This window comes from Nocardia sp. NPDC005998 (assembly GCF_040614395.1).
Taxonomy (GTDB): Bacteria; Actinomycetota; Actinomycetes; order Mycobacteriales; family Mycobacteriaceae; genus Nocardia.
The window spans coordinates 1-23,311 of sequence record NZ_JBEXUI010000010.1 but is presented as its reverse complement, the minus strand read 5'-3'; the positions used below and the strand labels follow the sequence as shown (position 1 = coordinate 23,311).

Annotated in this window: 22 protein-coding genes; 5 read left to right on the top strand and 17 right to left on the bottom strand. The window is 65.7% G+C overall.

Translation table 11 applies throughout. From position 1 onward, the window contains the following. Positions 1–4: 4 nt before the first annotated feature. The 12 genes from ABZ293_RS16100 to ABZ293_RS16045 all read right to left on the bottom strand — a co-directional run bounded on the left by ABZ293_RS16100 (position 5) and on the right by ABZ293_RS16045 (position 13,849). Complete coding sequence (locus ABZ293_RS16100) at positions 5–1,270, bottom strand: hypothetical protein (RefSeq protein WP_355181208.1); 1,266 nt, start codon at positions 1,268–1,270, stop codon at positions 5–7. Next, positions 1,257–2,756, bottom strand: coding sequence for a serine/threonine-protein kinase (locus ABZ293_RS16095; RefSeq protein ID WP_355181206.1), 1,500 nt, complete (start codon positions 2,754–2,756; stop codon positions 1,257–1,259). Before ABZ293_RS16095 ends, ABZ293_RS16100 begins: the two co-directional genes overlap by 14 nt. 23 nt (positions 2,757–2,779) lie before the next feature. Further along, positions 2,780–4,348 carry a serine/threonine-protein kinase gene (locus tag ABZ293_RS16090; RefSeq protein ID WP_355181204.1) on the bottom strand — a complete coding sequence of 523 codons (1,569 nt, stop codon included), beginning with the start codon at positions 4,346–4,348 and terminating at the stop codon, positions 2,780–2,782. Then, on the bottom strand, positions 4,345–5,604 hold the full coding sequence (locus ABZ293_RS16085) for a hypothetical protein (protein WP_355181202.1): 1,260 nt from the start codon (positions 5,602–5,604) through the stop codon (positions 4,345–4,347). The genes ABZ293_RS16090 and ABZ293_RS16085 overlap by 4 nt, the downstream gene beginning before the upstream one ends. Next, positions 5,591–7,063, bottom strand: a complete 1,473-nt coding sequence (locus ABZ293_RS16080; RefSeq protein WP_355181200.1) for a serine/threonine-protein kinase — start codon at positions 7,061–7,063, stop codon at positions 5,591–5,593. The genes ABZ293_RS16085 and ABZ293_RS16080 overlap by 14 nt, the downstream gene beginning before the upstream one ends. Before the next feature lie 124 nt (positions 7,064–7,187). Beyond that, positions 7,188–8,123, bottom strand: coding sequence for a GTPase Era (gene era, locus ABZ293_RS16075; protein ID WP_355181198.1), 936 nt, complete (start codon positions 8,121–8,123; stop codon positions 7,188–7,190). After that, positions 8,092–8,451 carry a cytidine deaminase gene (locus ABZ293_RS16070; protein ID WP_354952819.1) on the bottom strand — a complete coding sequence of 120 codons (360 nt, stop codon included), beginning with the start codon at positions 8,449–8,451 and terminating at the stop codon, positions 8,092–8,094. The genes era and ABZ293_RS16070 overlap by 32 nt, the downstream gene beginning before the upstream one ends. After that, complete coding sequence (locus ABZ293_RS16065) at positions 8,444–9,796, bottom strand: hemolysin family protein (protein WP_355181196.1); 1,353 nt, start codon at positions 9,794–9,796, stop codon at positions 8,444–8,446. Before ABZ293_RS16065 ends, ABZ293_RS16070 begins: the two co-directional genes overlap by 8 nt. Further along, positions 9,793–10,347, bottom strand: coding sequence for an rRNA maturation RNase YbeY (gene ybeY, locus ABZ293_RS16060; RefSeq protein ID WP_355181194.1), 555 nt, complete (start codon positions 10,345–10,347; stop codon positions 9,793–9,795). Before ybeY ends, ABZ293_RS16065 begins: the two co-directional genes overlap by 4 nt. A 22-nt stretch (positions 10,348–10,369) precedes the next feature. Further along, a complete protein-coding gene (locus ABZ293_RS16055) occupies positions 10,370–11,458 on the bottom strand; it encodes a PhoH family protein (protein WP_355181192.1) in 1,089 nt (362 codons plus the stop codon). Positions 11,459–11,623: 165 nt separating this feature from the next. Further along, entirely contained in the window at positions 11,624–12,817 is a 1,194-nt protein-coding gene (locus ABZ293_RS16050; protein ID WP_355181190.1) for a transposase, read from the bottom strand. A gap of 114 nt (positions 12,818–12,931) precedes the next feature. Continuing rightward, positions 12,932–13,849, bottom strand: a complete 918-nt coding sequence (locus tag ABZ293_RS16045; protein WP_355181188.1) for a LysR family transcriptional regulator — start codon at positions 13,847–13,849, stop codon at positions 12,932–12,934. Positions 13,850–13,947: 98 nt separating this feature from the next. On the opposite strand from ABZ293_RS16045, the gene ABZ293_RS16040 reads away from it, so the two are divergent. Together ABZ293_RS16040 and ABZ293_RS16035 are read left to right on the top strand one after the other, a co-directional pair. Beyond that, positions 13,948–15,189, top strand: a complete 1,242-nt coding sequence (locus ABZ293_RS16040) for an MFS transporter (RefSeq protein ID WP_355181186.1) — start codon at positions 13,948–13,950, stop codon at positions 15,187–15,189. A 38-nt stretch (positions 15,190–15,227) separates the two neighbouring features. Continuing rightward, a complete protein-coding gene (locus tag ABZ293_RS16035) occupies positions 15,228–15,617 on the top strand; it encodes a zinc-ribbon domain-containing protein (protein WP_355181184.1) in 390 nt (129 codons plus the stop codon). Positions 15,618–15,671: 54 nt separating this feature from the next. On the opposite strand, the gene ABZ293_RS16030 is transcribed toward ABZ293_RS16035, so the two are convergent. Continuing rightward, positions 15,672–16,298, bottom strand: coding sequence for a TetR/AcrR family transcriptional regulator (locus tag ABZ293_RS16030; RefSeq protein ID WP_355181182.1), 627 nt, complete (start codon positions 16,296–16,298; stop codon positions 15,672–15,674). Positions 16,299–16,546: 248 nt separating this feature from the next. On the opposite strand from ABZ293_RS16030, the gene ABZ293_RS16025 reads away from it, so the two are divergent. Further along, the gene (locus ABZ293_RS16025) at positions 16,547–17,482 is read left to right on the top strand and encodes a metal-dependent hydrolase (protein WP_355181180.1); all 936 of its coding nucleotides are present in this window, start codon (positions 16,547–16,549) and stop codon (positions 17,480–17,482) included. Next, positions 17,482–18,669 carry a hypothetical protein gene (locus tag ABZ293_RS16020; RefSeq protein ID WP_355181178.1) on the top strand — a complete coding sequence of 396 codons (1,188 nt, stop codon included), beginning with the start codon at positions 17,482–17,484 and terminating at the stop codon, positions 18,667–18,669. The genes ABZ293_RS16025 and ABZ293_RS16020 overlap by 1 nt, the downstream gene beginning before the upstream one ends. On the opposite strand, the gene ABZ293_RS16015 is transcribed toward ABZ293_RS16020, so the two are convergent. After that, positions 18,640–19,095, bottom strand: coding sequence for a MerR family transcriptional regulator (locus tag ABZ293_RS16015; protein ID WP_355181176.1), 456 nt, complete (start codon positions 19,093–19,095; stop codon positions 18,640–18,642). The two genes, ABZ293_RS16020 and ABZ293_RS16015, sit on opposite strands and share 30 nt — an antisense overlap. 80 nt (positions 19,096–19,175) lie before the next feature. Here ABZ293_RS16015 and ABZ293_RS16010 point away from each other — a divergent pair, with 80 nt between their 5' ends. After that, positions 19,176–19,790, top strand: coding sequence for a class I SAM-dependent methyltransferase (locus ABZ293_RS16010; protein ID WP_354952840.1), 615 nt, complete (start codon positions 19,176–19,178; stop codon positions 19,788–19,790). A 2-nt stretch (positions 19,791–19,792) separates the two neighbouring features. Here ABZ293_RS16010 and ABZ293_RS16005 read toward each other — a convergent pair whose 3' ends face one another. From ABZ293_RS16005 to hrcA, 3 genes are all read right to left on the bottom strand, one after another. Next, positions 19,793–20,533 (bottom strand): 16S rRNA (uracil(1498)-N(3))-methyltransferase, encoded by a 741-nt coding sequence (locus ABZ293_RS16005; RefSeq protein ID WP_355181174.1) that lies wholly within the window; start codon positions 20,531–20,533, stop codon positions 19,793–19,795. A gap of 3 nt (positions 20,534–20,536) precedes the next feature. Beyond that, on the bottom strand, positions 20,537–21,688 hold the full coding sequence (gene dnaJ, locus ABZ293_RS16000; RefSeq protein WP_354952843.1) for a molecular chaperone DnaJ: 1,152 nt from the start codon (positions 21,686–21,688) through the stop codon (positions 20,537–20,539). A 210-nt stretch (positions 21,689–21,898) separates the two neighbouring features. Further along, positions 21,899–22,930, bottom strand: a complete 1,032-nt coding sequence (gene hrcA, locus ABZ293_RS15995; protein WP_355181172.1) for a heat-inducible transcriptional repressor HrcA — start codon at positions 22,928–22,930, stop codon at positions 21,899–21,901. Positions 22,931–23,311: the final 381 nt, after the last annotated feature.

Genomic DNA, 23,311 nt, shown 5'->3' with positions numbered 1-23,311 from the left:
ATCTCTACTCGCTGTTCAGCAGCAGACCCAGCTGCGCCGCGAGCTGCTGATGAGTGCTCTTCAGATCGCGGCCACGAATCAGCGCGACGTAGCGGCCGTGCATGAGACTGCAGGTGAAGCGGAGCGGGAGCTGCGGGGGCACATCGAGCTGCTCGAAGCAGCGGACGTCGGGCACGGCCTCCGGCGTCGGCGCGACCCGCAGTTCGGGGTCCTGTCCCCGCTCTGGATCCGAGAATGCCCGGCGGGCGGCAATCGCATCCGGGTAGCGTTCGAGCTCATTCCAGCCGTTGACGGCGCCGAGCTCGATCGAGCTCGGGTGCTGGCGCGAACCGTACAGGTAGGTCCCGCGCGGACCGAAGACGATCCCGGTCACCATGGCGGCGGCATGCCAGCCCGCATTCTGCTCATAGTCGGTCATCGCCACCGTCGGAAAGGGCCAGCGCCCAGGCACTTCGGCGATCAACCTGGCCAGCATGCCGTCGCTGTCGAGTGGCAGCACGGCGAGCCGGTCCGGTGGTGTAGCCGAATAGTCGCGCAAGCGCGTCGATTGTGCTTCGAAGGCCCGACGCGCCACTGTGGTGAGCGCGTCGAGATCCGGACTCGTATGCCCGACGAGCACACTGATCACGAAGGATTCGTGCGCCATCGTCGCGGCCAACGTCGGCACATTCGGACGCCAATGCGCAAATGCCGACGGCTGATTCGGGATGACAACAGACACATTGTCGGGACTCACCGCGGCATCGGTCGCGTCCATCTCTCGTGCCGCCTGCCGAGCTGCCGCCGCATCCGGAAAGCGAAGCAGCACAACGGTCAGCAATCGGGACCGACCGATGACGGGTGGACCGATCTGTTCCTTGTCCGCGCCGCCGACCATGAAACCTGCCAGCATCCTGTACCGTTCGAGCACTGGGCGCACCGTTTTAGCGAGCACCTGGGTCGCCTTCGCGGGCGTCGGAAGCGGCAACGCGCCGCCGGTCTCGAAGGAGAATTTCAGGGACACGTCGGCCTCGACCGGATCGATGATCGCCTCCGCCATCCGGACCGATTCCAGTGTCCGTCCATAGCTTTCGTTGTTATTGGGAGGCACTGTGAGGGGTTCGATACTGCTCAGGCCGACATCGAGCGCTTTCGGATTCGGGTTCGCCGATACCGGATGCCCCGGCAGCACACAGCCCGCCGTCGAGACCAGCGCCATGACCACTACCGCCGTGGCGGCCACCGAACGCGTCAGGTGCCGCGCGCGATTGTTCACCTCAGAGTGGCGCATCGAGCCACCACCGCGTACGCAGATCCGCACCGGACGCAGCGCCGATCACCCGCATTCGACAGAAGTTCCGATTCGGACCCTCGAACGACACCTCCAACTCGCCCAACGAGCCTCCCAGCCGGTTCGTGTAGTTGCCCCAGTGCAGTTCGCCCGAACCGGACGGCCGGGTCCAGCGCTCGGCGCCCTCGGGCCGTTCCTGCGGAGCCGCTGGCTGCATGACCGAACGATCGGTGTTGCAGGTGAGAATGACCTGTTCCATCGGATCCTGGTCGCCGGTGCAGTTCAGCCGATCGATCGGCACCCGCGCATCGAATGACATGGGGACCCCCTGCTGATCGAGGAACTTGCAATCGTGCAGCTCCCGATAGCCAACACCCAGTGGTGTGGCCGGCAGCAGATCGGAAAATGCCGCGAAGACAGTGGCGTGCGGGCTCCATGCCGCGGCCGATGCGGCGGTCGCGCGGTCGACGCTGGTGCTCGGCCCGGACGCGGCGGATGTGACCGGTTGGTCGCGACCGATCCGGTGCACCGTCGAAACCACCACCGCGACAACCGCAATGGCGACCACCACCGCACCGAGCAGCAGTCGGCGGCGGTCCGGTCCGCGCGACGCCGGAGCCGGTGCGACCACGGTCGTATCCAATGCGGGCAACAGCGCCGCCGTCGCCGCGGTCGCGAGCGCTCCGCAGCTCGGGTAGCGGTCCTCCGGCCGCTTTGCCATGGCCTTGGCGATCACGGCGTCGAATGCCGCTGGCACGCTGGGATTTCCGCGCGAGGCTCGCGGCGGCGGCTCGTTCAGATGTGCGTGCATCACTGCCCCGGGACTGTCCCGCTGGAACGGGACCGAACCGGTGAGCATGTGGTACAGCGTGCAGCCGAGCGAATATACGTCGGCGCGATCGTCCACGGCAGCACCGTTGATCTGCTCCGGCGCGGCGTAGGCCACGGCCCCGGGCAGGCCGCCACCACCGGCCACCGTCGTCACATCGCCCACGTCGCGGGCAATGCCGAAGTCGGCGATCAGCACTCGTTCCGGTCCATCGGCCTGTGCGGCGACGCGGATGCTGCCCGGCTGTACATCCCGATGCAGCAGGCCCGCGCGATGGATCTCGTCGAGTCCGCGCGCGGCCTCGGCGATGATGCGGACCGCGCGCTCCACATTCAGCTCGGTCCGGCCGCGCCGGATCAACTCACCGACATCGACACCGTCCACATACTGCGTCGCGATCCACAGTCGGCCGTCCTGGTCACCGCAATCCCGGATCGCGACCACATTGGGATGCTGCAGTCGGGCGGCGACTTCGGCCTCGCGCAGGAAACGTGTACGGAAGTCCGACTTGTCCGCATAGCCGTCGGACAGAATTTTCAGCGCGTCCCGACGCGGCAGCCGCGGATGCTGCGCCAGATAGGTGGCGCCCAAATCGTCCGCACCCAGGCGACGCTCGATGCGGTACCCGGCGAATGTGGTGCCCTCGGCAACATCCAAGACGTCTTCCTCACTCGATCGATTCAGAACGGCGCGCTACGCCACCAGCGGTCGTACAGGTCTCGTCCGGAGGTCCCGCCGGATACGAACAGCGAACAGAAGTTCCGCTGGGGATTGTCGAACAGAATCCGGAGGATGCCCTGGGGCCGGTTGGGCCCCAGGGGGTCATTGTCCGGGGTGGTGCTGTCGAACCAGAGAATCCGGCCGCGCCCGGACCGGCGCTCCCATCGTTCATCGCCGAGCGGGATGAAATCGGGGTCCGCGTGGTAATTGGTCGGGCTGCGATTCGAATTGCAGCCCACGAAGATCGACTCCACCGGATCCCGGTTTCCGGAGCAATCCAGATTGGCGACCGCTGGAGCGGTTTGGTTCACGTCGACGGGACGATAGTCCAAATCCCGCGCGACGCACCTGAGGCCCTGATACCCGCTCTCGACCGGGCTGGCCGGAAGCAGTTCGGGAAGAGCTTGCGCGATAAAGCTGTGACTGCCCCACGACAACCGACCATTGGCGGTCGTCGCGGTGGCGGCGGGCGAGCTGGTCGCCGCCACCGCAGTGCTCGTCGGCGATCCACTCGTGGCGATCGTCGCCGGGATTTGGGTCGAATTCCAGTTCAGCGCAGCCACACTCGCGATGCCGACGATAACGACCGATGCGGCGATACCGATCGCGAGCCCGAGGCGCCGCCGACGCGTGGGAGGTCGCGGTGCGGTATTGCGCAGATCGACAGTGACCGCCTCAGCGCGGCCGTCGAACGCGGCCGCCGCCGCATCGGCCAGCGCACCACACGATGGATAACGATCATCCGGGTTCTTCTCCAGCGCCCGCGCGATCACCCGATCGATGACCTGCGGCAGTAGCGGATTCACCGCGGTGGCACAGGGCGGCGGATCCTGGATGTGCGCCTGCATCACCGCGACGGCCGTATTGCGTGGAAACGGCTTTGCGCGGGTGAGCAATTCATAGAGCGTGCAGCCCAGCGCGTACACATCCGCCCGCTGATCGACCACGCCGCCCACGAGCTGTTCCGGCGCGGCGTACGCCAGGGTCGCCAGCACCGACCCCGCCGCGGTCAGCGCGGTCGATTGTCCTGCGGCCCTGGCTATTCCGAAGTCGGAAACGAAAACTCGATCGGGTTCCCCTGGTCGCGACTCGAGCAGGATATTGGCCGGTTTGACGTCACGGTGCAGAAGTCCGGCGCGATGCGCGGCATCCAGGCCCCGCGCCGCCGCCCCGACAATGTGCAATGCCCGCTCCGGTGGCAGCTCGGCGGCACCGTGGCGGATTAGTTCGGCCGCATCGATGCCGTCGACGAACTGCATAGCGATCCACAGCCGACCGTCCTGCACGCCACGGTCGTGCACCGCGACAATATCGGGATGATCTAGCCGGGCGGCGAGTTCGGCCTCTCGAATGAATCGCGCACGGAACTCGTCATCGCCGCTGTGGATCTCCGAAAGGACCTTCAACGCATCGTGGCGCGGCAGCCTCGGATGCCGCGCGAGATACACAGTCCCCATCCCACCGGTGCCCAGCACCTGTTCTATCAGATACCCGGCGAATACCGTGCCAGGGGCAAGGATCTCGGTCATGTTCCCCGCTCACTGTTCACCAACAGACCGTACTGAGCCGCGACCCGCTGTTGGAAGTCGCGCAGATCCCGACCGAAAAGTACTGCGAGATAACGCCCGTACAACACAGTGCAGCTATATATGAACGGAAGCGCGGACAAGTCGTCCGGTTCCTTCGCGCAGGTGACATCCGGCAACCCCGTCGGGCCGGGCATCGAACGCCGCCCGTTTCTATCGACCCCGTCCTGCGCCTTCGCGAAGGACTTGCGCGCGGCGGCCACATCGGGAAATCGCATCAGAGCCTCTAAACCATTGAAGGCCATGAACTCCGGCGGATTCGGTTTCCCGACACCCCGGTACAACAAGGTGGCATGGGTGCCGTATACGACGCCACTTGCCTGGGGAGCGCTATTCCAACCCGCGTTTTCCTGTTCGGTACCGAAGGCCACGGCGGGGAACGGCCAGCGCCCCGGCGCTTTCGGCACCATACGCGCGAGCATGCCGTCACGGTCCAGCGGCAGGGCCGCGAGCTGTTCACGCGGGGTGACCGCGAAACCGCGCAGTCTGGGCAGTTGGACGTCGAATGCCTTGCGCGCCAATGTGGTGAGGGCAGTGAGATCGGCAGCGGTATGCCCCCCGAGCAGCGTGACGACGAACGACTCGTGCGCGAGCGAGACCGCTACTGTCGGCACATTCGGACGCCAATGGCCGTGCGCGGCCGAATATTCCGGGATAGCGACGGCCACATTCTCGGGACTGACCGACGCATCGACCGAGTCGATCTCCTCGGCGGCCCGCTGCGCCGCGGTGGGGTCGGGGAATCGCAGCACCAGTACGGTCAACAGCCGGGCGGTGCCGACCACCGGCGTACGCTCGACCTCCTTGTCGATGCGACCGACCGCGAAACCGGCCAGCATTCCCCACTTTTCGAGGACCGGGCGGACCGGGGCCGCGAGATACGCACCGGCCTTGGCGGGCGTGGGCAGTGGCACGGCGGTGAAGCCACTCAGCGGGAAGGTCAAGGTCGGATCCACCTCTGCTGGATCGGCCATGACCTCTCCCAGCCGCATCGATTCCATGACCCTGCCGTATTTCTCATTGTCGACGGCCGGTTCGTGGAGCGGTTCGAGGCTATACCCGCCGATATCGAGCGAGCCGAGATCGGGGCGCTGCGGCAGCGGCTGGCCGTGCGCGGTACAGCCGGTGGCCAGCGCCAATATCGCCACCGTGCTGGCCACGGCGGCACGGACCTTGCACACCCGGTCACAGCGGCGCATCAGGCCACCATTTGTCGTGAAGTTCGGTGCCCGATGCGGCGCCGTGCACCTCCACGCTGCAGAAATTCCGGCTCGGATCGTCGAAATAGACCTCCAACTGGCCGCGGATCTTGCCATCGATTTCGATATCGGAACCCCAATTCACATGCCCGGTGCCGGATGACCGGACCCAGCGTTCATCGCCCTCTACCCGAGCGAAGAACCTATCGGGGAAGATCGGCGACCTGTTGGCATTGCATTTGACGGCCATGGTGCGCGCCGGATCGCCATCACCGATGCAAAACAGTTCGCCGACCGCGGCAGGTACGTCGAAGGAAGCGGCATGGCCTTGCGCGTCGAGTGGAATACAGCCACCGACATCCTTGTACCCGGTCGCCAATGGCGAGGGCGGCAGCAGTTCGGGAAATGCCTGCGCCATATAGGCGTAGGCACCCCACTCGGCGGTGTTCACATTCGGCGCAGCCGCGGTGGTCGAGGGTGGCGATGTAGTGGCCGGTGGGTCGCCGCCGATCCACAGCACCGTCGAAATCGCAGTCGCCACAACGACGACAACCAGCAGTCCCGCCGCGAGCACCCGGTCGCGGCGCTTGGTCCGCGCTGCGTCCGGTCCGGAACCGGTGACCGCGTCCCCCAACAGTGCGGCCCGGGCCGCCGCCGCGAACGCCCCGTAACTGGCGAACCGCTCGTTCGGCCGCTTTGCCATGGCCTTGGCGATCACTCCGTCGAATGTCGTTGGCACGCTCGGATTTCCGATCGAGGGCCGAGGCGGCGGCTCGTTCAGATGCGCGTACATCACCGCCCCCGGACTGTCCCGAGGGAACGGGACCGAGCCGGTCAGCATGTGATAGAGCGTGCAGCCCAGTGCGTAGATATCGCCCCGGTAATCCATAGGATCACCGCTGATCTGCTCGGGCGGCGCATAGGCCAGGGTGGCGGTGGTCCCACCGGAGGCGAGGGTGGTCGAATCGTCGGCGGCACGGGCGATGCCGAAGTCGGTGACGAGCACCCGATCCGATCCGTCCGGCTGCGCGGCGACGAGGATGTTGGCCGGTTTCACATCGCGATGCAGCAGGCCCGCCTGGTGGATCTCATCCAGACCGCGTGCCGCCTCCACGAAGATCCGTACGGCGCGTTCGATGGGGAGCGCATTCGTCTTGATCAGCTGGGCGACATCGACACCGTCCACATATTGCATCGCGATCCACAGTCGACCATCCTGTTCGCCGCGATCCCGCACGGCGACGAGATTCGGATGCTGTAGTCGCGCAGCGATTTCGGCCTCGCGCAGGAATCTGGCCCGGAATTCCGGATCCTCCGCATTGATATCGGAGAGAACCTTCAGCGCGTCCTTACGCGGCAGCCGCGGATGTTGGACGAGATATACGGTGCCCATACCGCCCGCACCGAGACGTCGTTCGATCTGATACCCAGCGAATACCGTGCCCTCGACCACGCTCACAGCTCAGCCCTCCGTATGCGTCGGGACCCTTCCGACGCACTCGCGGCGGTCCGGAGTCATCACGGACAGCCGCCAGCGGGCCGACTATAGCAGCGGCTCGGGCATCACATCCCATGTTTCCAGGTCAGAACCCAAGTTTGCCAAGCTGTTTCGGGTCGCGTTGCCAGTCTTTGGCAACCTTGACGTGCAAATGCAGGTAGATGCGGACGCCGAGAATGTGTTCGATCTGTTTGCGCGCGTTGGTGCCGACCTCCTTGAGGCGGGCACCGCCCTTGCCGATGATGATCGCCTTCTGCGACGGACGTTCGACATACAGCAGGGCGTGCACGTCGAGCATGTCTTCGTTCTCTTCGCGCGGCAGCACCTCTTCGATGACCACCGCGAGCGAGTGCGGAAGTTCATCGCGGACACCTTCCAGGGCGGCCTCGCGAATGAGCTCGGCCATGAGGGTTTCCTCGGGCTCGTCGGTGAGCTCGCCATCGGGGTAGAAGGCCGGGCCCTCCGGCATTTTCGAGGCGATGACGTCGACGAGAACCTCGACCTGTTCACCCTTGACCGCGGAAACCGGCACCACATCGTGGTCCGGACCGAGCAGCTGCGATAGCGCCATCAGCTGTTCGGCGACCTGGTCGCGGCTCACCTTATCGATCTTGGTAACCACACCCAGCAGCGTCGTCTTCGGCGCCATCTGCTTGATCTGCTGCAGGATCCACTTATCGCCGGGACCGATCTTCTCGTCGGCCGGAATACACAGCGCGATCACATCGACCTCGGAATAGGTATCGCGGACGAGGTCGTTCAGGCGCTGGCCGAGCAGGGTGCGCGGGCGGTGCAGGCCGGGGGTGTCGACCAGAATGAGCTGGGCGTGGTCGCGGTGCACGATGCCGCGGATGGTGTGGCGGGTGGTCTGCGGACGCGAGGAGGTGATCGCGATCTTCTGGCCGACCAGGGCATTGGTCAGCGTCGATTTGCCGGTATTCGGGCGGCCGACGAAACAGACAAAGCCGGAACGGAATTCGGTGGTGTCATCAGCCACCCTGCACCTCCACACCCTCGGCATCGTCGACGATCTCGAAGACCGCGCCCGAGCGGTCGGTGAAGATGATGCGTGCCTCGGCCGCCACCTCACGTACCGCGAAGACTCCGGCGTCCGACAACCTGCCCCCGACGACCACGGCCGCCTCGAATCCCTCCGCGCCGCTGGAGATCGCGGCCGCGACGGCGGCCTGCAGCGCGGTCAGTCGCAGCGACGGCAGGGAAACCTCACCGGCGGAATACGTGCGGCCGTCGGTATCGCGGATGGCCGCGCCCGAACTGCCACCGGTGCGGCCGAGCGCCCCCTTCGCCAGCACCAATAGCTTGTTGTCCTCGGCATCCAGTTCAGCCATCGCTGTCTCCGTTCTGATCACGATCGTTCGGGATATCCCGTTCTGACCCGTTACTTTTGCGCCTGCCATTGGACTTCTCGGCATGCGATTTCTCCGGCGCCTTGCGCACGACAATGGTGTGCACTCGCACCCGACCCCGCGCGTCCGCGCCGCCTTCACCGCGCAGTACCAAGCCGTGCGCAACGGCTTTGGAGCCGGGCAGCGGCACCCGGCCCAGTGCGTGTGCGAGCAGTCCGCCGACGGTATCGACGTCCTCCTCCTCGATCTCCAGGCCGTAAAGCTCGGCCAGATCATCGACCGACAGCCGCGCCGACACCCGGTAGCGGCCCTCGCCGAGGTCTTCGATGGGCGGGGTCTCATCGGTGTCGTACTCGTCGGCGATCTCACCGACGATCTCCTCGAGCACATCCTCGATGGTCACCAGTCCGGCAATGCCGCCGTATTCATCGACCAGCAGCGCCATATGGTTTCGCCTGCGCTGCATTTCGTCGAGCAGACTGTCCAGCGGTTTGGAGTCGGGCATGAACACGGCCGGGCGCATCGCATCGCGCACCTGTACCTTGCGACTCCTATCCGCATACGGCACAAGGTCTTTCAGATACACCACGCCGAGAATATCGTCGACGTTCTCGCCGACCACCGGAATGCGGGAGTGCCCACTGCGCACCGCGAGCGACATCGCCTGTGCCGCGGTCTTATCCGCTTCGATCCAGACCATCTCGGTGCGCGGCACCATGACCGCGCGGGCCGGGGTGTCGCCGAGTTCGAAGACGGACTGGATCATCCGGCGTTCGTCATCGGCCACCACGCCGCGTTCGCTGGCCATCTCGAACACTTCGCGCAGCTCGATCTCGGATGCGAAGGGGCCGTTGCGAAATCCCTTACCGGGGGTGATCGCGTTGCCGATCAGGATCAGCAGCCTGCTGATCGGACCGAGCACCGTGCCGATGAACTGCAGCGGCAGCGCCGAGGCCAGGGCGATGGAGTAGGCGTGCTGGCGGCCGAGCGTGCGCGGGCCGACCCCGATCACCACATAGTCCACCAGCACCATGACGACGGCGGTGAAAAGCAGCGCCCAATCGTCGTCCCAGAGCGGAATCAGCGCCGCCGCCAGCAGTACCGTCGCGCTGATCTCGCACAGGATACGAAGCAGCACAAGAAGATTCACATACCGCGGCCGGTCGGCCACGATTCTGGTCAGCCGCACCGCGCCCGGCCGCTCGGCCCGGACCATATCCTCGAGTCGTGCCGGTGAGATGGTGTTCAGCGCCGAATCGACACCGGCGAAAACCCCGCCCACCGGGACGAGCAGCACCGCCAGCAGGATGAGGGTCAGCGAATTCACGCGGGGCCCAGCGCCTCACCCGGTGTGGTGAAGCCCGCCTTCCCCAGCAGCCTGGCATCGCGTTCGGCCAATTCGGCCCGCAATTGCGCCTCGCGCAGGCTCTCGTACCACTCCTCGAGCAGCCGGGCCTGTAGCTCGAACATCTCCTTCTCCTCCTCGGGCTCGGCATGGTCGTAACCGAGGAGGTGCAGCACGCCGTGCACGGTGAGCAGCGCGAGTTCGTGATCGAGCGAATGACCGGCCTTGCGGGCCTGACCTGCGGCGAATTCCGGGCACAGCACGATATCGCCGAGCATGGACGGACCCGGTTCGGCGCTGTCGGGGCGACCGCCCGGCTCCAGTTCGTCCATCGGGAACGACATCACATCGGTCGGGCCGGGTAGGTCCATCCAGCGCATGTGCAGATCGGCCATGGTGTCGAGATCGACGAGCACCATCGACAGCTCGGCCGCGGGGTGCACGTCCATCCGGCCGATGACAAATCGCGCGACACTGACCAGGTCTTCTTCGGGTACGTCGATACCCGATTCGTTGGCGATCTCGATGCTCACCGCATCAGCCTATAAGCCGACGTCAGCGCCGATCTCCCCGGCTCGCGGCGCGACGCTGGGCGCGATTGCCCGGATAGTGCGGCCCGACCTGGGGGACCCGCTCGGCTTCGGCCCGTTCGTAGGCGTCGACAATATCGGAGACCAACCGGTGCCGAACCACATCGCTGCTGGTCAGCTGGGAGAAATGGATATCTTCGATACCGTTGAGGATCTCGCTGGCCACGCGCAGACCCGAACGCGCGCCATTCGGCAGGTCGACCTGGGTGACGTCACCGGTCACCACGATCTTCGAACCGAATCCGAGCCGGGTGAGGAACATCTTCATCTGCTCGGCCGTGGTGTTCTGCGCCTCGTCGAGAATGATGAATGAATCGTTGAGCGTGCGTCCGCGCATATACGCCAGCGGCGCGACCTCGATGACACCGGCCGCCATCAGCTTCGGAATGGCCTCCGGATCCATCATGTCGTGCAGCGCGTCGTAGAGCGGGCGCAGGTACGGATCGATCTTCTCGTTGAGGGTGCCGGGCAGGAAGCCGAGCCGCTCGCCCGCCTCGACCGCGGGACGGGTGAGGATGATCCGGGTGACCTGCTTGGTCTGCAGCGCCTGCACGGCCTTGGCCATCGCCAGATACGTCTTGCCGGTACCGGCGGGGCCGATACCGAACACGATGGTGTGGGCGTCGATCGCGTCGACATAGCGCTTCTGGTTGAGCGTCTTGGGCCGGATGGTCTTGCCCCGCCGGGACAGGATGTCCAGGCTCAGCACCTCGGCCGGGGATTCCGAGGAACCCTCGGTGAGCATCGATACGGTGTGGCGCACCGCCTCCGGAGTCACCACTCGATTGCGACCGGTCAGCGCGACGAGCTGTTCGATCACCCGCTCGGCGAGGGCGACATCGGCCGCCTTACCGGTGAGTGTGACGGAATTGCCGCGGACGTGGATATCCGCGTCCAGCAGCTGCTCGAGTTCACGCAGGTTCTGGTCGGCCGAACCGAGGAACGGGAATACGGATTCGGGAGCGAGTTCGATGCTGGAGCGCACGGTGCGTGCTGCCGGACCCGAGCCGTTGTCCGCTCCACCGGGGATGGAAGCCGGGGTGGCTGAGCTCATGCCTGCCGCGGGTGTAGTTGGGTCGCCGATCTCGCCTTGTGTTCTCAAAAGTGGCTATAGCCTGCTTTCCGGTCTCGAATTGCTGCGTCGTTGATGAAAGTTTAACGCGCCCCACCGACAACAGGCATTGATTCCTCCCCCTCCTGAAGGCGGGGGATTCCTGGCTCATGCTGCCCGGTTGCTCGGCGAGCGACCTGGTCTTGCGCAATCAACACCAGCAGGGAGGAAACCAGCCCTGTTCAGCATCACGCCCGCGGAGTTCTTATCCCTCGGGGATTTGTGTCCGCAATGCTCGCACCAGTAGGTACGTTCGGACAGCGGGAGGCGATGCTTGGCTCTCGCCCCGCACATCCGGCAATCCATGGTCGTATGCGCTGGGTACACCAGCCGCACGTCACGGCCGTGTTTTCGGCCCATCTCCAGCATCGCGGTCTTCGTCGCACCGATCGCCGCGTCCGCCGCTTTCCGCGCCATCGTCGTCTTGGCGAGAAACTTCGGTTTGAAATCCTCCACCGCGACCTGGTCGAAATCCCGCACAACGGCTTTCGCCCACTTCCGAGCGGTGTCCTGCCGCTGCCGCGCCACCTTGTTGTGCAGCCTCGCAGCCTTGCGCTTCGCCTTCTGGTAGCCGCGCGAGCCCGGTTGTCCGCGTTTCGGTTTCCGCCGCGCCATCATCCGCTGGTAGCGGGCAAGCTTTGCCGCCGATTTCTTCCCCCACCCGGGATGCGGCAAGTCATGGGAGTCGCTGGTCGTGGTGGCGATCTCCTTTACGCCCCAGTCGATCCCGATCGCTTGCCCTGTCGCGGGTAGCGGCTGCGCCTGGGCGGGGACAACGAAGCTGGCGTACCAGTGGCCGATACTGTCGCGGTAGACACGGACACTGGATGGCGCGGCGGGTAGCTCCCGCGACCACGCTGGCCGCACTACCACACCGCCAGCGAGGTGTAGGCGGCCGTCCACGAGACGGAATCCACGCAGCGTGTAGTTCAGGGTCGGACCAGCGATATCCTTCTTCTTGAACCCCGGCATCCCTGCCCGTCGACGTTGCGGCACACGGTCTTTGATGTCTTTCACCGCTTTCGCGCGCGAGCGTCCGAAATCGCGGATGATCTGTTGTTGCGGGACCGACGCCCCAGCCCGAAGCCAGTCGTGTTCACCGCGCCAACCGGTCAGTTTCTTGTCCAAGACGGCGGGGCCGATCTTCTCCCCACCCGCATGGGCTCGCCGGGATTCGGCGACGCATTGATTCCACACCCACCGGCAGCGGCTCCACTCGGCGAGTAGAGCGCGGAGCGCGGTGGCGGAAAGCCGCAACCGGTACGTGTACCGCGCGTTCCCAATCCCCCCGCTATCGCTCACACGTTCGATAATAGCCTCGACAGGCTTCCGCCCCACCCTAAAGGGCGAAACACGCTACATTTCGCCGGTGAACAACGGCTACCTCGGCCGTCGCGATTGCCTGCTGATCGCTGCCTACCGTCGTGGCATCTGGATTCCCCCGCGCCGCCGAGCCCAATCCTCGGTGAAGTCACGAAATCGACGCACGGCGTCCGATGGCGGGGCGGTCGCCGACCAGATCAGCCCGACATCGCGTGCGGCTCCCACATCGGCGAGCGGGACGGTCACCAGGCCCGATAGTGCGCCCGTGGCCGGAATCGGATCTTCCAGCGGTAGCACCGCAACGCCGAGCCCGGCCGCTACCAGACCCGCGACCGTGACCAGATCGGTCGACTCGAAGGCGATGCGCGGACGGATATTCGCGGCCGCGGACATTTCCTCGAGTATCCGGCGCATACCGAAACCCGTTGGCATCGTGATGAATTCCGTATCGGCGAGATCGGCGAACCGAATATGCCGACGCGCGGCCAGCCGGTGTTCGGCGGGGACGGCGAGCACCAGCGGCTGGTCCAGCAGTTTGTGCCAGCCCAGTCCGGCGGCCGATGGCCGGGGCGACACGATCGCCAAATCCGCTGTGCCGTTGAGTATCTGATCGACCACTGCGTCGAACGCGCCCTGCCAGAGGGTGCAGGAGATGCGGGCCGAACCGCGGCGGAAGCCGCCGATCAGCTGCGGCACCAGCCACCGGCCGAAGCTGTGCAGAAATGACAGGCGGACAACACCTTTCGCGGGATCGGTGCGGTCGGCGACGGCCTGGGCGGCCGCGTCGAGTTCGGACTGTGCGCGACGGGCGTGCTCATAGTAGATGCGGCCGCAGTCGTTGAGCTCGATGCGCTTTCCGTGGCGGTCGAACAGTTCGGCGCCGAGGCGGCGTTCCAGGCGCGCGAGCATGCGCGAGAGCGTCGGCTGGGCGATGTGCAGCCGTTCGGCGGCCGCACCGACGCGCTCCAGTTCGGCGAGTGTCGTGAACCACAGCAGGTCGTCACCCAGCACGATCGGAGCTCTCCTTATGCGTATGAGGCATTAGATACCAGATTACTATTCATTTCCTTTCTTGAAGTCGGCTGCCGATCCTGGATGCAGGAGGCGCCATGACCAGCACGGATACCCGCTCGACCAGTGTTTCGGGCACATCGCACGAACGTCGGATCACCACCGCACTGTTCGCCGCGGGGCTGACCACCTTCGCCTCGATGTACAGCGCGCAGGCATTGCTGCCCAGCCTGTCGGCGGCCTTCGGCGCCGATCCGGCGCACGCAGCCTTGGCGGTCTCACTGACCACCGGATTTCTGGCACTGGCGATCATCCCGGCAGGCGCACTGTCCTCGCGGCTCGGACGCACGCGCGTCATGACGGCATCCGCGGTGCTCGCGGCGGCGGTCGGTTTGCTACTGCCGCTGAGCCCGTCGCTGGACGTATTGCTCGCGGGCCGAGCTGTGCAAGGAGTGGCGCTGGCCGGAGTACCCGCCGTCGCGATGGCCTACCTCGCCGAGGAGATCGGCAGCGCCGGATTGGGTGCCGCGATGGGGGTATACGTCGCGGGCACCTCGATCGGTGGGCTGGCGGGGCGGTTGATTCCGGCCTTCGCCCTCGAGCTGACATCCTGGCGTATGGCCCAGGCCGCGATCGCGATCGCGGCGGCGATCTGCACGATCTGGTTCGTGCGCGGGTTGCCGCCCTCGCGCGGATTCGTCGCTCGACCCGCCGGAATGCGTACCGTGCTCGGCGATCTCGGCACGTCGGTGCGCCACCGCGGACTGCTCGCACTGTTCGCGCTGGCGTTCGTGCTGATGGGCGGCTTCGTATCGATCTACAACTTCCTCGGCTACCGCCTGGCCCGGCCGCCCTTCGAATTGCCTGCCGCCGTTGTTGGTTCGTTGTTCCTGCTGTATCTGGCCGGCACATTCGCCTCGGCCGCCGCCGGACGCATGGCCGATCGCATCGGCAAGCACCGGGTGCTCGCGGTATCGGTCGCGCTGATGGGCGTCGGCGTTCTCGTTACCATCCCGGACCAGCTGATCGCCGTCGTTGTGGGGATAGCACTATGTACCGCAGGGTTTTTCGGCGCCCACGCGGTGGCCAGCACCTGGGTCGGCGCGATGGCGCCCGGCAACCGTGGCGCCGCATCATCGCTGTACCTGTTCGCCTACTACTTCGGTAGCGCGGTCATCGGCAGTGCCGCGGGCTTCGCCTATGCGAAGGGCGGTTGGATCGGACTGGCAGGGTGTGTCGCCGCGCTGGTGGCAATCGCGGGAGTCTTGGTGTGGTACCTGACGGGCCACACGCGGTCGGCCGTCGGCATGGCGGGTCCGCCGACTCGGGCGAGCGGGTAGGGTAACCGGCGTCAGATTTTCTATCTCGGGGGTTTCACATGCTCATCTGGGGCTGGCAGAAGCGTATTCACACGCTCGCCATGATCACCTTGGTCTGCGGCAACTGCGGCAATCCGGCCGCACACGCACTGCGCAAACTCGTCACCAAATTCACGCTCTTCTTCATCCCGCTGTTCCCGATCAGCACCAAGCACTCGCTGGAATGCACATGGTGCGGCGCGTCGTCGAACGTATCCGGCGACCGCGTCAATGAACTGCTCGCGCAGGCCAACAGCGGAGGTATGCCGGGGCAGTACCAGCAGCCCGCACCGCAGCAACCGAACGCGCAGTGGCCGCAGCAGCCGAACGCGCAATGGCAGCAGCCCAATGCACAGTGGCCGCAGCAGCCCACCCCCGGCACACCCAACGCCGACCGGCAGCAATACTGACCCGAGCGAAATACGCTCGCCGACAGCGGTTTTGCGCCGCCGTCGGCGAGCGGGTCAATCGGTGCGTTCACCGTCCGACTTCGGTTGCGCGATGATCGCGGCCCCCATCCAGCGCCGTAGATATCGACGCAGCTCATCGTCGCTGCGTGGCGGATTGCCCGGAGCGATGAAGAACGACTGCATCGTTCGCAGAACGTATTCGACGAGTTCCTGTAGAGCTGCGTCGTCGTACCCGTACTGCGCCCAATCGACGTCGAAGCGTTTGATCATCGTCATTCCGAAGATTTGCGCCTCTTCGGAGGTAAGGCTTTCGGGGTGCACATTCGAATATGTGCTCGAGAGCAGAATCCCCAGGTGGGGCGTCCGGCGTACCTCGGCAAGGGTGTAGACCACGCCCTCGGTCATGGCTTCGACTGGGTCCTCGATGCCGCTCACCTGTTGTGTGAGCCGGTCCAGAAAACCATCGACCGACGCGATCGCCGCGGCCCGCATCAGCGCGTCCGCACTGGGGAAGTATCGGTACACCGTCTGACGGATGACACCGAGCGACTCCGCGACGTCGGCAATGCTGATCTCCGAACCCGTTCGTCCGATCAACTCGACCGCGGCGGTGACTATTCGACGGGACGCTTCTGCATCGCTGGTCGGTGGACTCCCGCCCCACCCGCGCCTTCCTGCCACTGCTCGCTTCCTCGGCTCGAACCCATGTCCGTCGCGTGCGAAACCGACTGCGGGCCGAGCCCGCCGACTGTCCGGATCAGGGGCTCGACGCTACCACAGGGTCGTCCCATCGCCGTTGTCCCAGTTCGGGCCAGCAAATACGATTTAGATCATACACACGCATCGATATATGTATGATCAGCCGCATCGAGGCTTCGGCGCGTCCGAACACGGCTACCAGACCATTTCCGAAACAGAGGTATAGCCAAGTGACCGATCTACAAGTCCGAAAGATGCGATTCGCCTTCGCGGACTACGACGTACCGTTCCTGTGGAACGAAGCAAATCCGGCCTTCTCGTCCATGGCCAATGCGGTGTCCTTCCTGGCGATCGGCTTCGAGAAGATGATCGTCAATATGATTCGCGAGGCCATGCCGCGGATCACCGATCCCGCGGTCGCGGCGGAGGCGGATGCGTTCGTGCGTCAGGAGGGGCAGCACTCGACCGCGCACCGCCAGCACGCCAACGCTCTGATCAGGCGATACCCAGGGCTGCAAGAGACACTCAACGAAGTGATCGCGGAATTCGACCGCCTCACCGTGCACACCTCCCTGGAATATCGGCTCGCCTACACCGCCGATCTGGAGGCAACCTTCACCCCGGTGTTCAAACTGATGCTCGACAACGATGCGACCCTGTTCCGGCCGGGCGACGACCGTGTCGCATCGCTGTTCATCTGGCACTTCGTCGAAGAAGTCGAACATCGAAGTTCCGCGCTGATCATCTTCGATTCCATGGTCGGCAGCGATGCCTACCGGATGCGCATGGCACCGTCGATCTTCCGACACGTCATGAAGGTCATCCGGGTGGCGTGCGCCGGCTTCAATAAGCATGTGCCGCTGGCGGATCGGGGCATCGATGCACTGGCAATGTTCGCAACGCACCGGGGTAAGCAGAAGCTGCGCAAGTGGTTGCGGCTGCATGTCGAGGACAACGGCCCGATGTCGCGCGCATTCGATGATCTACGACTCGGCGAACAACTCATCGCGCTGGTAGGAATCATCCGCAGTCAATTGCCCAGGCACAATCCGGACCACGAGAAGCTGCCCGCACTCGCCGATGTGTGGTTCGAGCGCTATAACGCCGGTTACGACGTATCGCACTGGTACACCGCCGATACCGCCGCAGCGCCGCAGGGGGACTGATGGCCGATCATTGCGCACCCACCTTCGACCAACTCGCGAAAGCGCTCGGCTTTTCCTGTCAGGAGGCCGGTGGACTCATCGAGGTGCGAAACCCTGCTGCATTGGAGAACTGGACGCTGCCGGTTCTCGAGTTCACCATCGTCCTCGGCGCGGTGCTCGCGCTGATCTACGCGATTGTGCGCCTGCGTCGTCACGGCGATCCCACCAACCTCGTGGTCTGGTTCGGCGCGACGGCCTACCTGTTCATTATCGAACCGCCGCTGTACTTTCCCGCGGCCTTCGGTATCGACGCACACGTCGACACCATGTTCGCGCACAACGTTTTCACCGTGGATTTCCTCTGGGGCCGACTCCCGCTCTATATCGTCGCGATCTACCCGCTGATGGCCACACTGGCCTTCGAAATCGTCAGAATGCTGGGAGTTTTCCGTCGGTACGGCGTTCTCGTCGGTGCCGTCTGTGTGGGCTTCGTCCACCACAGCTTTTATGAGATCTTCGACCATCTCGGACCGCAGCTGCGCTGGTGGGAATGGTCGATCGAAAACCCGCTCAATCAACCGATGTTCGATTCGGTACCACTGCCCAGCGTGGTAGTATTCGCCGCGCTGTGGCCGATGTCGCTGGCGTTCTTCGTCCAGTTGATCGTCGGTCGCCATGTCGATGCGGGTCGCACCTTCTCCGGACCGCAATTGGTCTGGCGCACTGCCGTTATCGGCATACTCGGGTCTCTGGGGACGGCCGTATTGCCCATCCCGGCAACGCTGTTCGGCGTCGGGAACACCCCGTTGCGGGGATTCCTCTATGCGGCCGAACTGGTCATCGTCAGCGTTGTCGCGATCCCGATTCTCACTCGCCAGTGGCTCCGGCTGCGCCAAAACGACTCGGACACACCGCACTACACGAATGGCTTCGTGCGAATTTACAGCGTGGTGTATCTGTGCGTAATGGCGTTGCTCTGGGTGACCGCATTGCCCGATTACTTCGACGCCGTGGACGGCTCGACGAGCAAAGGCGACCCCATCGGGAACCTCTGGTACACGCTGGCGTGCTTCACGGTCGCAATCCTCTGCGTGGTCGCCGTCTTCACCGCGCCACACGGAGCGTCCGACCCACTACCAGCGGAAGGTCAACGCGTCCAAGGCGATGGCGGCGGGATTTCAGCCCGAGGCGGTCTCGTCGGATCGTGACCGATCGCCGTGTTCGGCGGTCAATTGTTCGAAGGTCATACCTTCGACGAGCCGGTCCAGCCCGCCCATCATCGTCGCGCATTCGCGAGCGGGATGGTCGGCCGGGCAGTGCAGCGCGTGATTCAGGAACTCCTGCGCGCTGCGCGCCTGCTCGATCACCTGCTCCAGCTCGGCGATCCGCGCACGGACGGTCTCGCGCCACTGCGTGCCCGGAGCGTCGAGTACGGCGGCCGCGGTGTCCAGCGGCAGACCCAGCCGGTGCACGACCTTGATGAACGCCAGGCGTCGTAGCTCTTCAGGGCCGTACATGCGGCGGCCCGCCTGCCGCGTCCGCGGGCGCACCAAACCCCGCTCGTCGTAGTACCGCAGGGCCGACTGGCTCAGCCCGAGCCGAGCCGCGGCCGCGCCGATCGGAATCAGTTCCATGCCGCCATTTGACTTCAAGTCGACCTGAACCGGCAAGGTCGGTGGTACCCACGAGCAGGTTTCACCAGAAGGGACGACCGATGGACATTTCGCCAGCCACCGCCGCCAACCACCACGCCGACCACCCCGGTTTCGCCGGGGCCGCCGGACTATTCTTCGGCCTCGTGATGGCGGTCATGGGGCGCGCCAAGGCTCGGTTGGTGGTGGATCTGGCCGCGGTATCGGATGCGGATCGCGTCATCGACATCGGCTGCGGCCCCGGTACCGCGGCCCGGGCGGCCGCCCGCCGCGGCGCGCACGTGACCGGTGTGGATCCGGCGCCGGTAATGCTCCGGCTCGCGCGGCGCCTGACCCGCGACCCCCGCATTGTCTGGGCCGAAGGCACTGCCGAGCACATCCCGGTCCAAGACGGTTCCGCGACGGTTGTCTGGTCGATGGCCTCGATACACCACTGGCGCGATATCGCCGCAGGGGTGGGCGAAGTGCACCGAGTGCTGTTGTCCGGCGGGCGATTTCTCGCCATCGAGCGCCAGGTGCTGCCCGGCGCCACCGGCCTGGCGACCCATGGGTGGACCGAACAGCAGGCCGAATCGTTCGCGGCATGCTGCCGCGCGGGCGGCTTCGACGACATACGCACCGAACGCCACGGGACCGGACGAGGTGCCGTGTGGGTGATCAGCGCCGTCCGGCCCTGACTTCACCAACGGGAGGTCAGTGCCCCCAGGGCACCGAGGGCGACGGCGGCCGCGGTCGAGGTGCGCAGAACGGTTGGGCCGAGCAAGGTTATGTCCGCACCCGCGTCGGCGAAGGCGGTGAGTTCCGACTCGTCCAGTCCGCCTTCGGGGCCGACGATCAGCATGATCTCGGTGGCCTTGTCGAAGGGGAGTTCGACGAAGCGGGCGGCGCCGGATTCGTGCAGGGCCACCACGATTCCGCCCGCGGCGATGATCTCGCGGATGGTGTCGAGCAGGTCGCGGGTGTGATGTAAGTCGGCCACCTCGGGGATGTAGGCGCGCCGGGACTGCCTGGCAGCCGAGCGGGCGGCGGCACGCCATTTCTCGACGGCCTTGTGCGCCTTGCCTTCCCAGTTCGCGACGCAGCGGTGCGCCTGCCACGGAACGATGGCGTCGGCACCCGCCTCGGTCATCAGCTCGACCGCCAGCTCGGAACGGTCGGACTTCGGCAGTGCCTGCACAACCGTCACCTGCGGCCGCGGCGGATCGGACCGCACCCGGTTCAGGACCGTCAGTTCCAGCCGGTCCTTCTGTGCCGCAACGACTTCCGATTCGGCCAGCAAACCGTTCCCGTCGGACAGCGTGATTGCCTCGCCGACCCGGATGCGGCGCACCGTCGCGGCGTGCCGCCCCTCCGGGCCGTCGAGGATCGCGATGGCGCCGGACTCCGGTATGTCGTCGAGATAGAAGACCGTGGCGGCCAACGGCTATCGCCCGCTGAACGACGCCCGCAGGCGGGCGAACAGACCGCTGTTGTGCTCGGACTGCGCCGACATCACCTCGGCGCGTTCACCGGTGCGCATGCCCTTGTACTTGCGCAGCATGTCGGTCGACTTGGCATCGAGTTTGGTCGGCACCACGATGTCCAGATGCGCGAGCAGATCACCGCGCGCACCCGAGCGCAGTCGCGGCATGCCGTGGCCGCGCAGCACCGAGATCTCACCCGGCTGGGTGCCCGGCGGAATGGTCAGCTCGGTCGGCCCGTCCAGGATGGTGTCGACGACGACGGTGGTGCCGAGTGCGGCATCGACCATCGGCACCCGAATGGTGCAGTGCAGATCGTCGCCGTCGCGGACGAAGACGTCATGCGGCTGCTCGACGATCTCCACGTACAGATCGCCCGCATGTCCGCCGCCGGGACCGACCTCACCCTGCGCGGCCAGCCGCACCCGCATGCCATTGGCCACACCCGCCGGAATCGGCGCGGCGATCTCGCGGCGCGCCCGCACCCGGCCGTCACCGCCGCATTTGTGGCACGGATCGGGGATGGTCTCGCCCGCACCACGACAGGTCGGACACGGCCGCGAGGTCAGCACCTGACCGAGGAACGAACGCTGCACGGACTGGACTTCACCGGCGCCACCACAGGTCTCACAGCGCACCGGCTTGGACTTGCCGTTGGTGCCAGCGCCGTGGCAGATATCGCACAGGATGGCGGTGTCGACGGTCAGATGCTTGGTGACACCGACCGCGCATTCGGCCAGGCTGAGCCGGGTCCGCAGCAGCGAATCCGCACCGGGCTGCACCCGGCCGCGCGCCTTGCGCGTCCCGCCGGAGCCGCCCATACCGCCGAAGAACGCCTCGAAGACATCGCCGAGCCCGCCGAATCCGGCACCCGAGAAGCCCGCGCCGCCGCCGCCGGACTCCAGCGGGTCACCGCCCATATCGACGATGCGCCGCTTCTCCGGGTCCGACAGCACCTCGTAGGCGGTCGACACTTCCTTGAACTTGGCCTGCGCCGTCTCGTCGGGGTTGACGTCGGGGTGGAGTTCCCGCGCCAGCTTGCGGTAGGCGCGCTTGATCTCCTGGTCGGTCGCGTTCTTCGCGACGCCGAGCAGTCCGTAGTAGTCCCGTGCCACTTGAGTTCTCTAGTCCTTGGTTTGCAACAGCATTAGTCGGATGCACTCAACTTTATCCGCCGAAAGGTCGAGAGTAACAGCGACGCCGGCTGACCCTTTCGAGCGACCTGCAAGCAATCGCTACGGGCCCCTTTCGAGCGACCTGCAAGCAATCGCTACGGGCCCGCTTCGAGCGACCTGCAAGCAATCGCTACGGCCGGACGCCGCCCCTCATCGCTCCGCGAGCACCTCACCGATATATCGGGCGACGGCCGCGACCGATGCAATGGTCCCCGGATAGTCCATCCGGGTCGGGCCGAGCACGCCCATGCCGCCGAGAACCGCACCCGCCGAACCATAGCCGGTCGACACCACCGAGGTCCCGCGCATCTGCTCGACCTGGGTCTCCTCGCCGATGCGCACCGTCACGGTGCCGGGGTGCTGTGCCGCCGCGAGTAGCTTCAGCACGATCACCTGCTCCTCCAGCGCCTCGAGCACATCCCGCAGCGAACCGGGGAAGACGAAGTCGGCGGCATTGCGGGTCAGGTTGGCGGTACCGCCGAGGACCAGACGCTCTTCCGGATGCTCGACCAGGGTCTCGACGAGTACGGTCGAAACGCGCACCAGCACGTCCTTGAGTCGCTGTGGAGCCCGCTCGGGTAGTTCGGAGACGGCCGCCGAGGCGTCGGACAGTCGCTTCCCATCCATCGCGCCGCCGAGCATGCCCCGCAGCGCGGCGAGATCCTGGTCATCGACGAGCGCGCCGAGTTCGACGAGACGCTGATCGACGCGACCGGTATCGGTGATCACCACCAGCAGCAGCCGCGCCGGATTCAGCGCGACCACCTCGATGTGGCGGACCGTCGAGGCCGAAACGGTCGGATACTGCACGACCGCGACCTGCCGGGTGAGCTGGGCCAGCAGACGCACCCCGCGGCGCAGCACATCGTCCAGATCGACGCCGGACTCCAGGAATTCCATGATCGCCCGGCGCTCGGCGGGCGAGAGCGGCTTCACCTCGGAGATGCGATCGACGAACTGCCGATAGCCCTTGTCCGTGGGAATGCGGCCGGAACTGGTGTGCGGCTGGGTGATATAGCCCTCCGCCTCCAACACCGCCATATCGTTGCGGACCGTCGCGCTGGACACCCCGAGGTTGTGCCGCTCTACCAGCGTCTTCGACCCGATCGGTTCCTTGGTCGCGACATAGTCCGCGACGATCGCTCGTAGGACCTCGAAGCGCCGATCCTCGGTGCTCGACATGGCCCCACCTCCTCGCTCGTCCTCGGGTACGTCTGTTTATCCAGTCTAATTGCCCGCCCGACAATTGCCGTTCCCATGCCAGCGAACTACCGGGTTCCCTGTGATCCAGGTCCCACCCGCTACGCGCCGCAGGCCGCGAACTCCGCAGGGCCAGTTCGAAACCTGCCGCAGCGCACCGAGACCTGTTGCCGGATCGACCGATCCCCGTCATGATCCGAGGCTCCAGCATCCGGCGATGCCCCGGCCCGCGTAGTCGCCTTCCTGGACCGACATTGCAGCCGCGGTACCTGGACGAGCTTCGCCGCGGGTGACGATCGGTATCGGATTCATGTACTGCGCGATGCGGCCGCACGCGACCTCGGGCGTGCTGCCGGTGCTCGG

What these genes read in the sequence shown, in the direction of transcription:
- ABZ293_RS16010 (WP_354952840.1), top strand. Translation starts at nt 19,176, where the DNA reads ATGGACATTTCGCCAGCCACCGCCGCCAACCACCACGCCGACCACCCC.
- era (WP_355181198.1), bottom strand. Translation starts at nt 8,123, where the DNA reads ATGCCGAGGGTGTGGAGGTGCAGGGTGGCTGATGACACCACCGAATTC.
- ABZ293_RS16070 (WP_354952819.1), bottom strand. Translation starts at nt 8,451, where the DNA reads ATGGCTGAACTGGATGCCGAGGACAACAAGCTATTGGTGCTGGCGAAG.
- ABZ293_RS16020 (WP_355181178.1), top strand. Translation starts at nt 17,482, where the DNA reads ATGGCCGATCATTGCGCACCCACCTTCGACCAACTCGCGAAAGCGCTC.
- ABZ293_RS16040 (WP_355181186.1), top strand. Translation starts at nt 13,948, where the DNA reads ATGACCAGCACGGATACCCGCTCGACCAGTGTTTCGGGCACATCGCAC.
- ABZ293_RS16100 (WP_355181208.1), bottom strand. Translation starts at nt 1,270, where the DNA reads ATGCGCCACTCTGAGGTGAACAATCGCGCGCGGCACCTGACGCGTTCG.
- ABZ293_RS16055 (WP_355181192.1), bottom strand. Translation starts at nt 11,458, where the DNA reads ATGAGCTCAGCCACCCCGGCTTCCATCCCCGGTGGAGCGGACAACGGC.
- ABZ293_RS16090 (WP_355181204.1), bottom strand. Translation starts at nt 4,348, where the DNA reads ATGACCGAGATCCTTGCCCCTGGCACGGTATTCGCCGGGTATCTGATA.
- ABZ293_RS16015 (WP_355181176.1), bottom strand. Translation starts at nt 19,095, where the DNA reads ATGGAACTGATTCCGATCGGCGCGGCCGCGGCTCGGCTCGGGCTGAGC.
- hrcA (WP_355181172.1), bottom strand. Translation starts at nt 22,930, where the DNA reads ATGTCGAGCACCGAGGATCGGCGCTTCGAGGTCCTACGAGCGATCGTC.
- ABZ293_RS16035 (WP_355181184.1), top strand. Translation starts at nt 15,228, where the DNA reads ATGCTCATCTGGGGCTGGCAGAAGCGTATTCACACGCTCGCCATGATC.
- ABZ293_RS16085 (WP_355181202.1), bottom strand. Translation starts at nt 5,604, where the DNA reads ATGCGCCGCTGTGACCGGGTGTGCAAGGTCCGTGCCGCCGTGGCCAGC.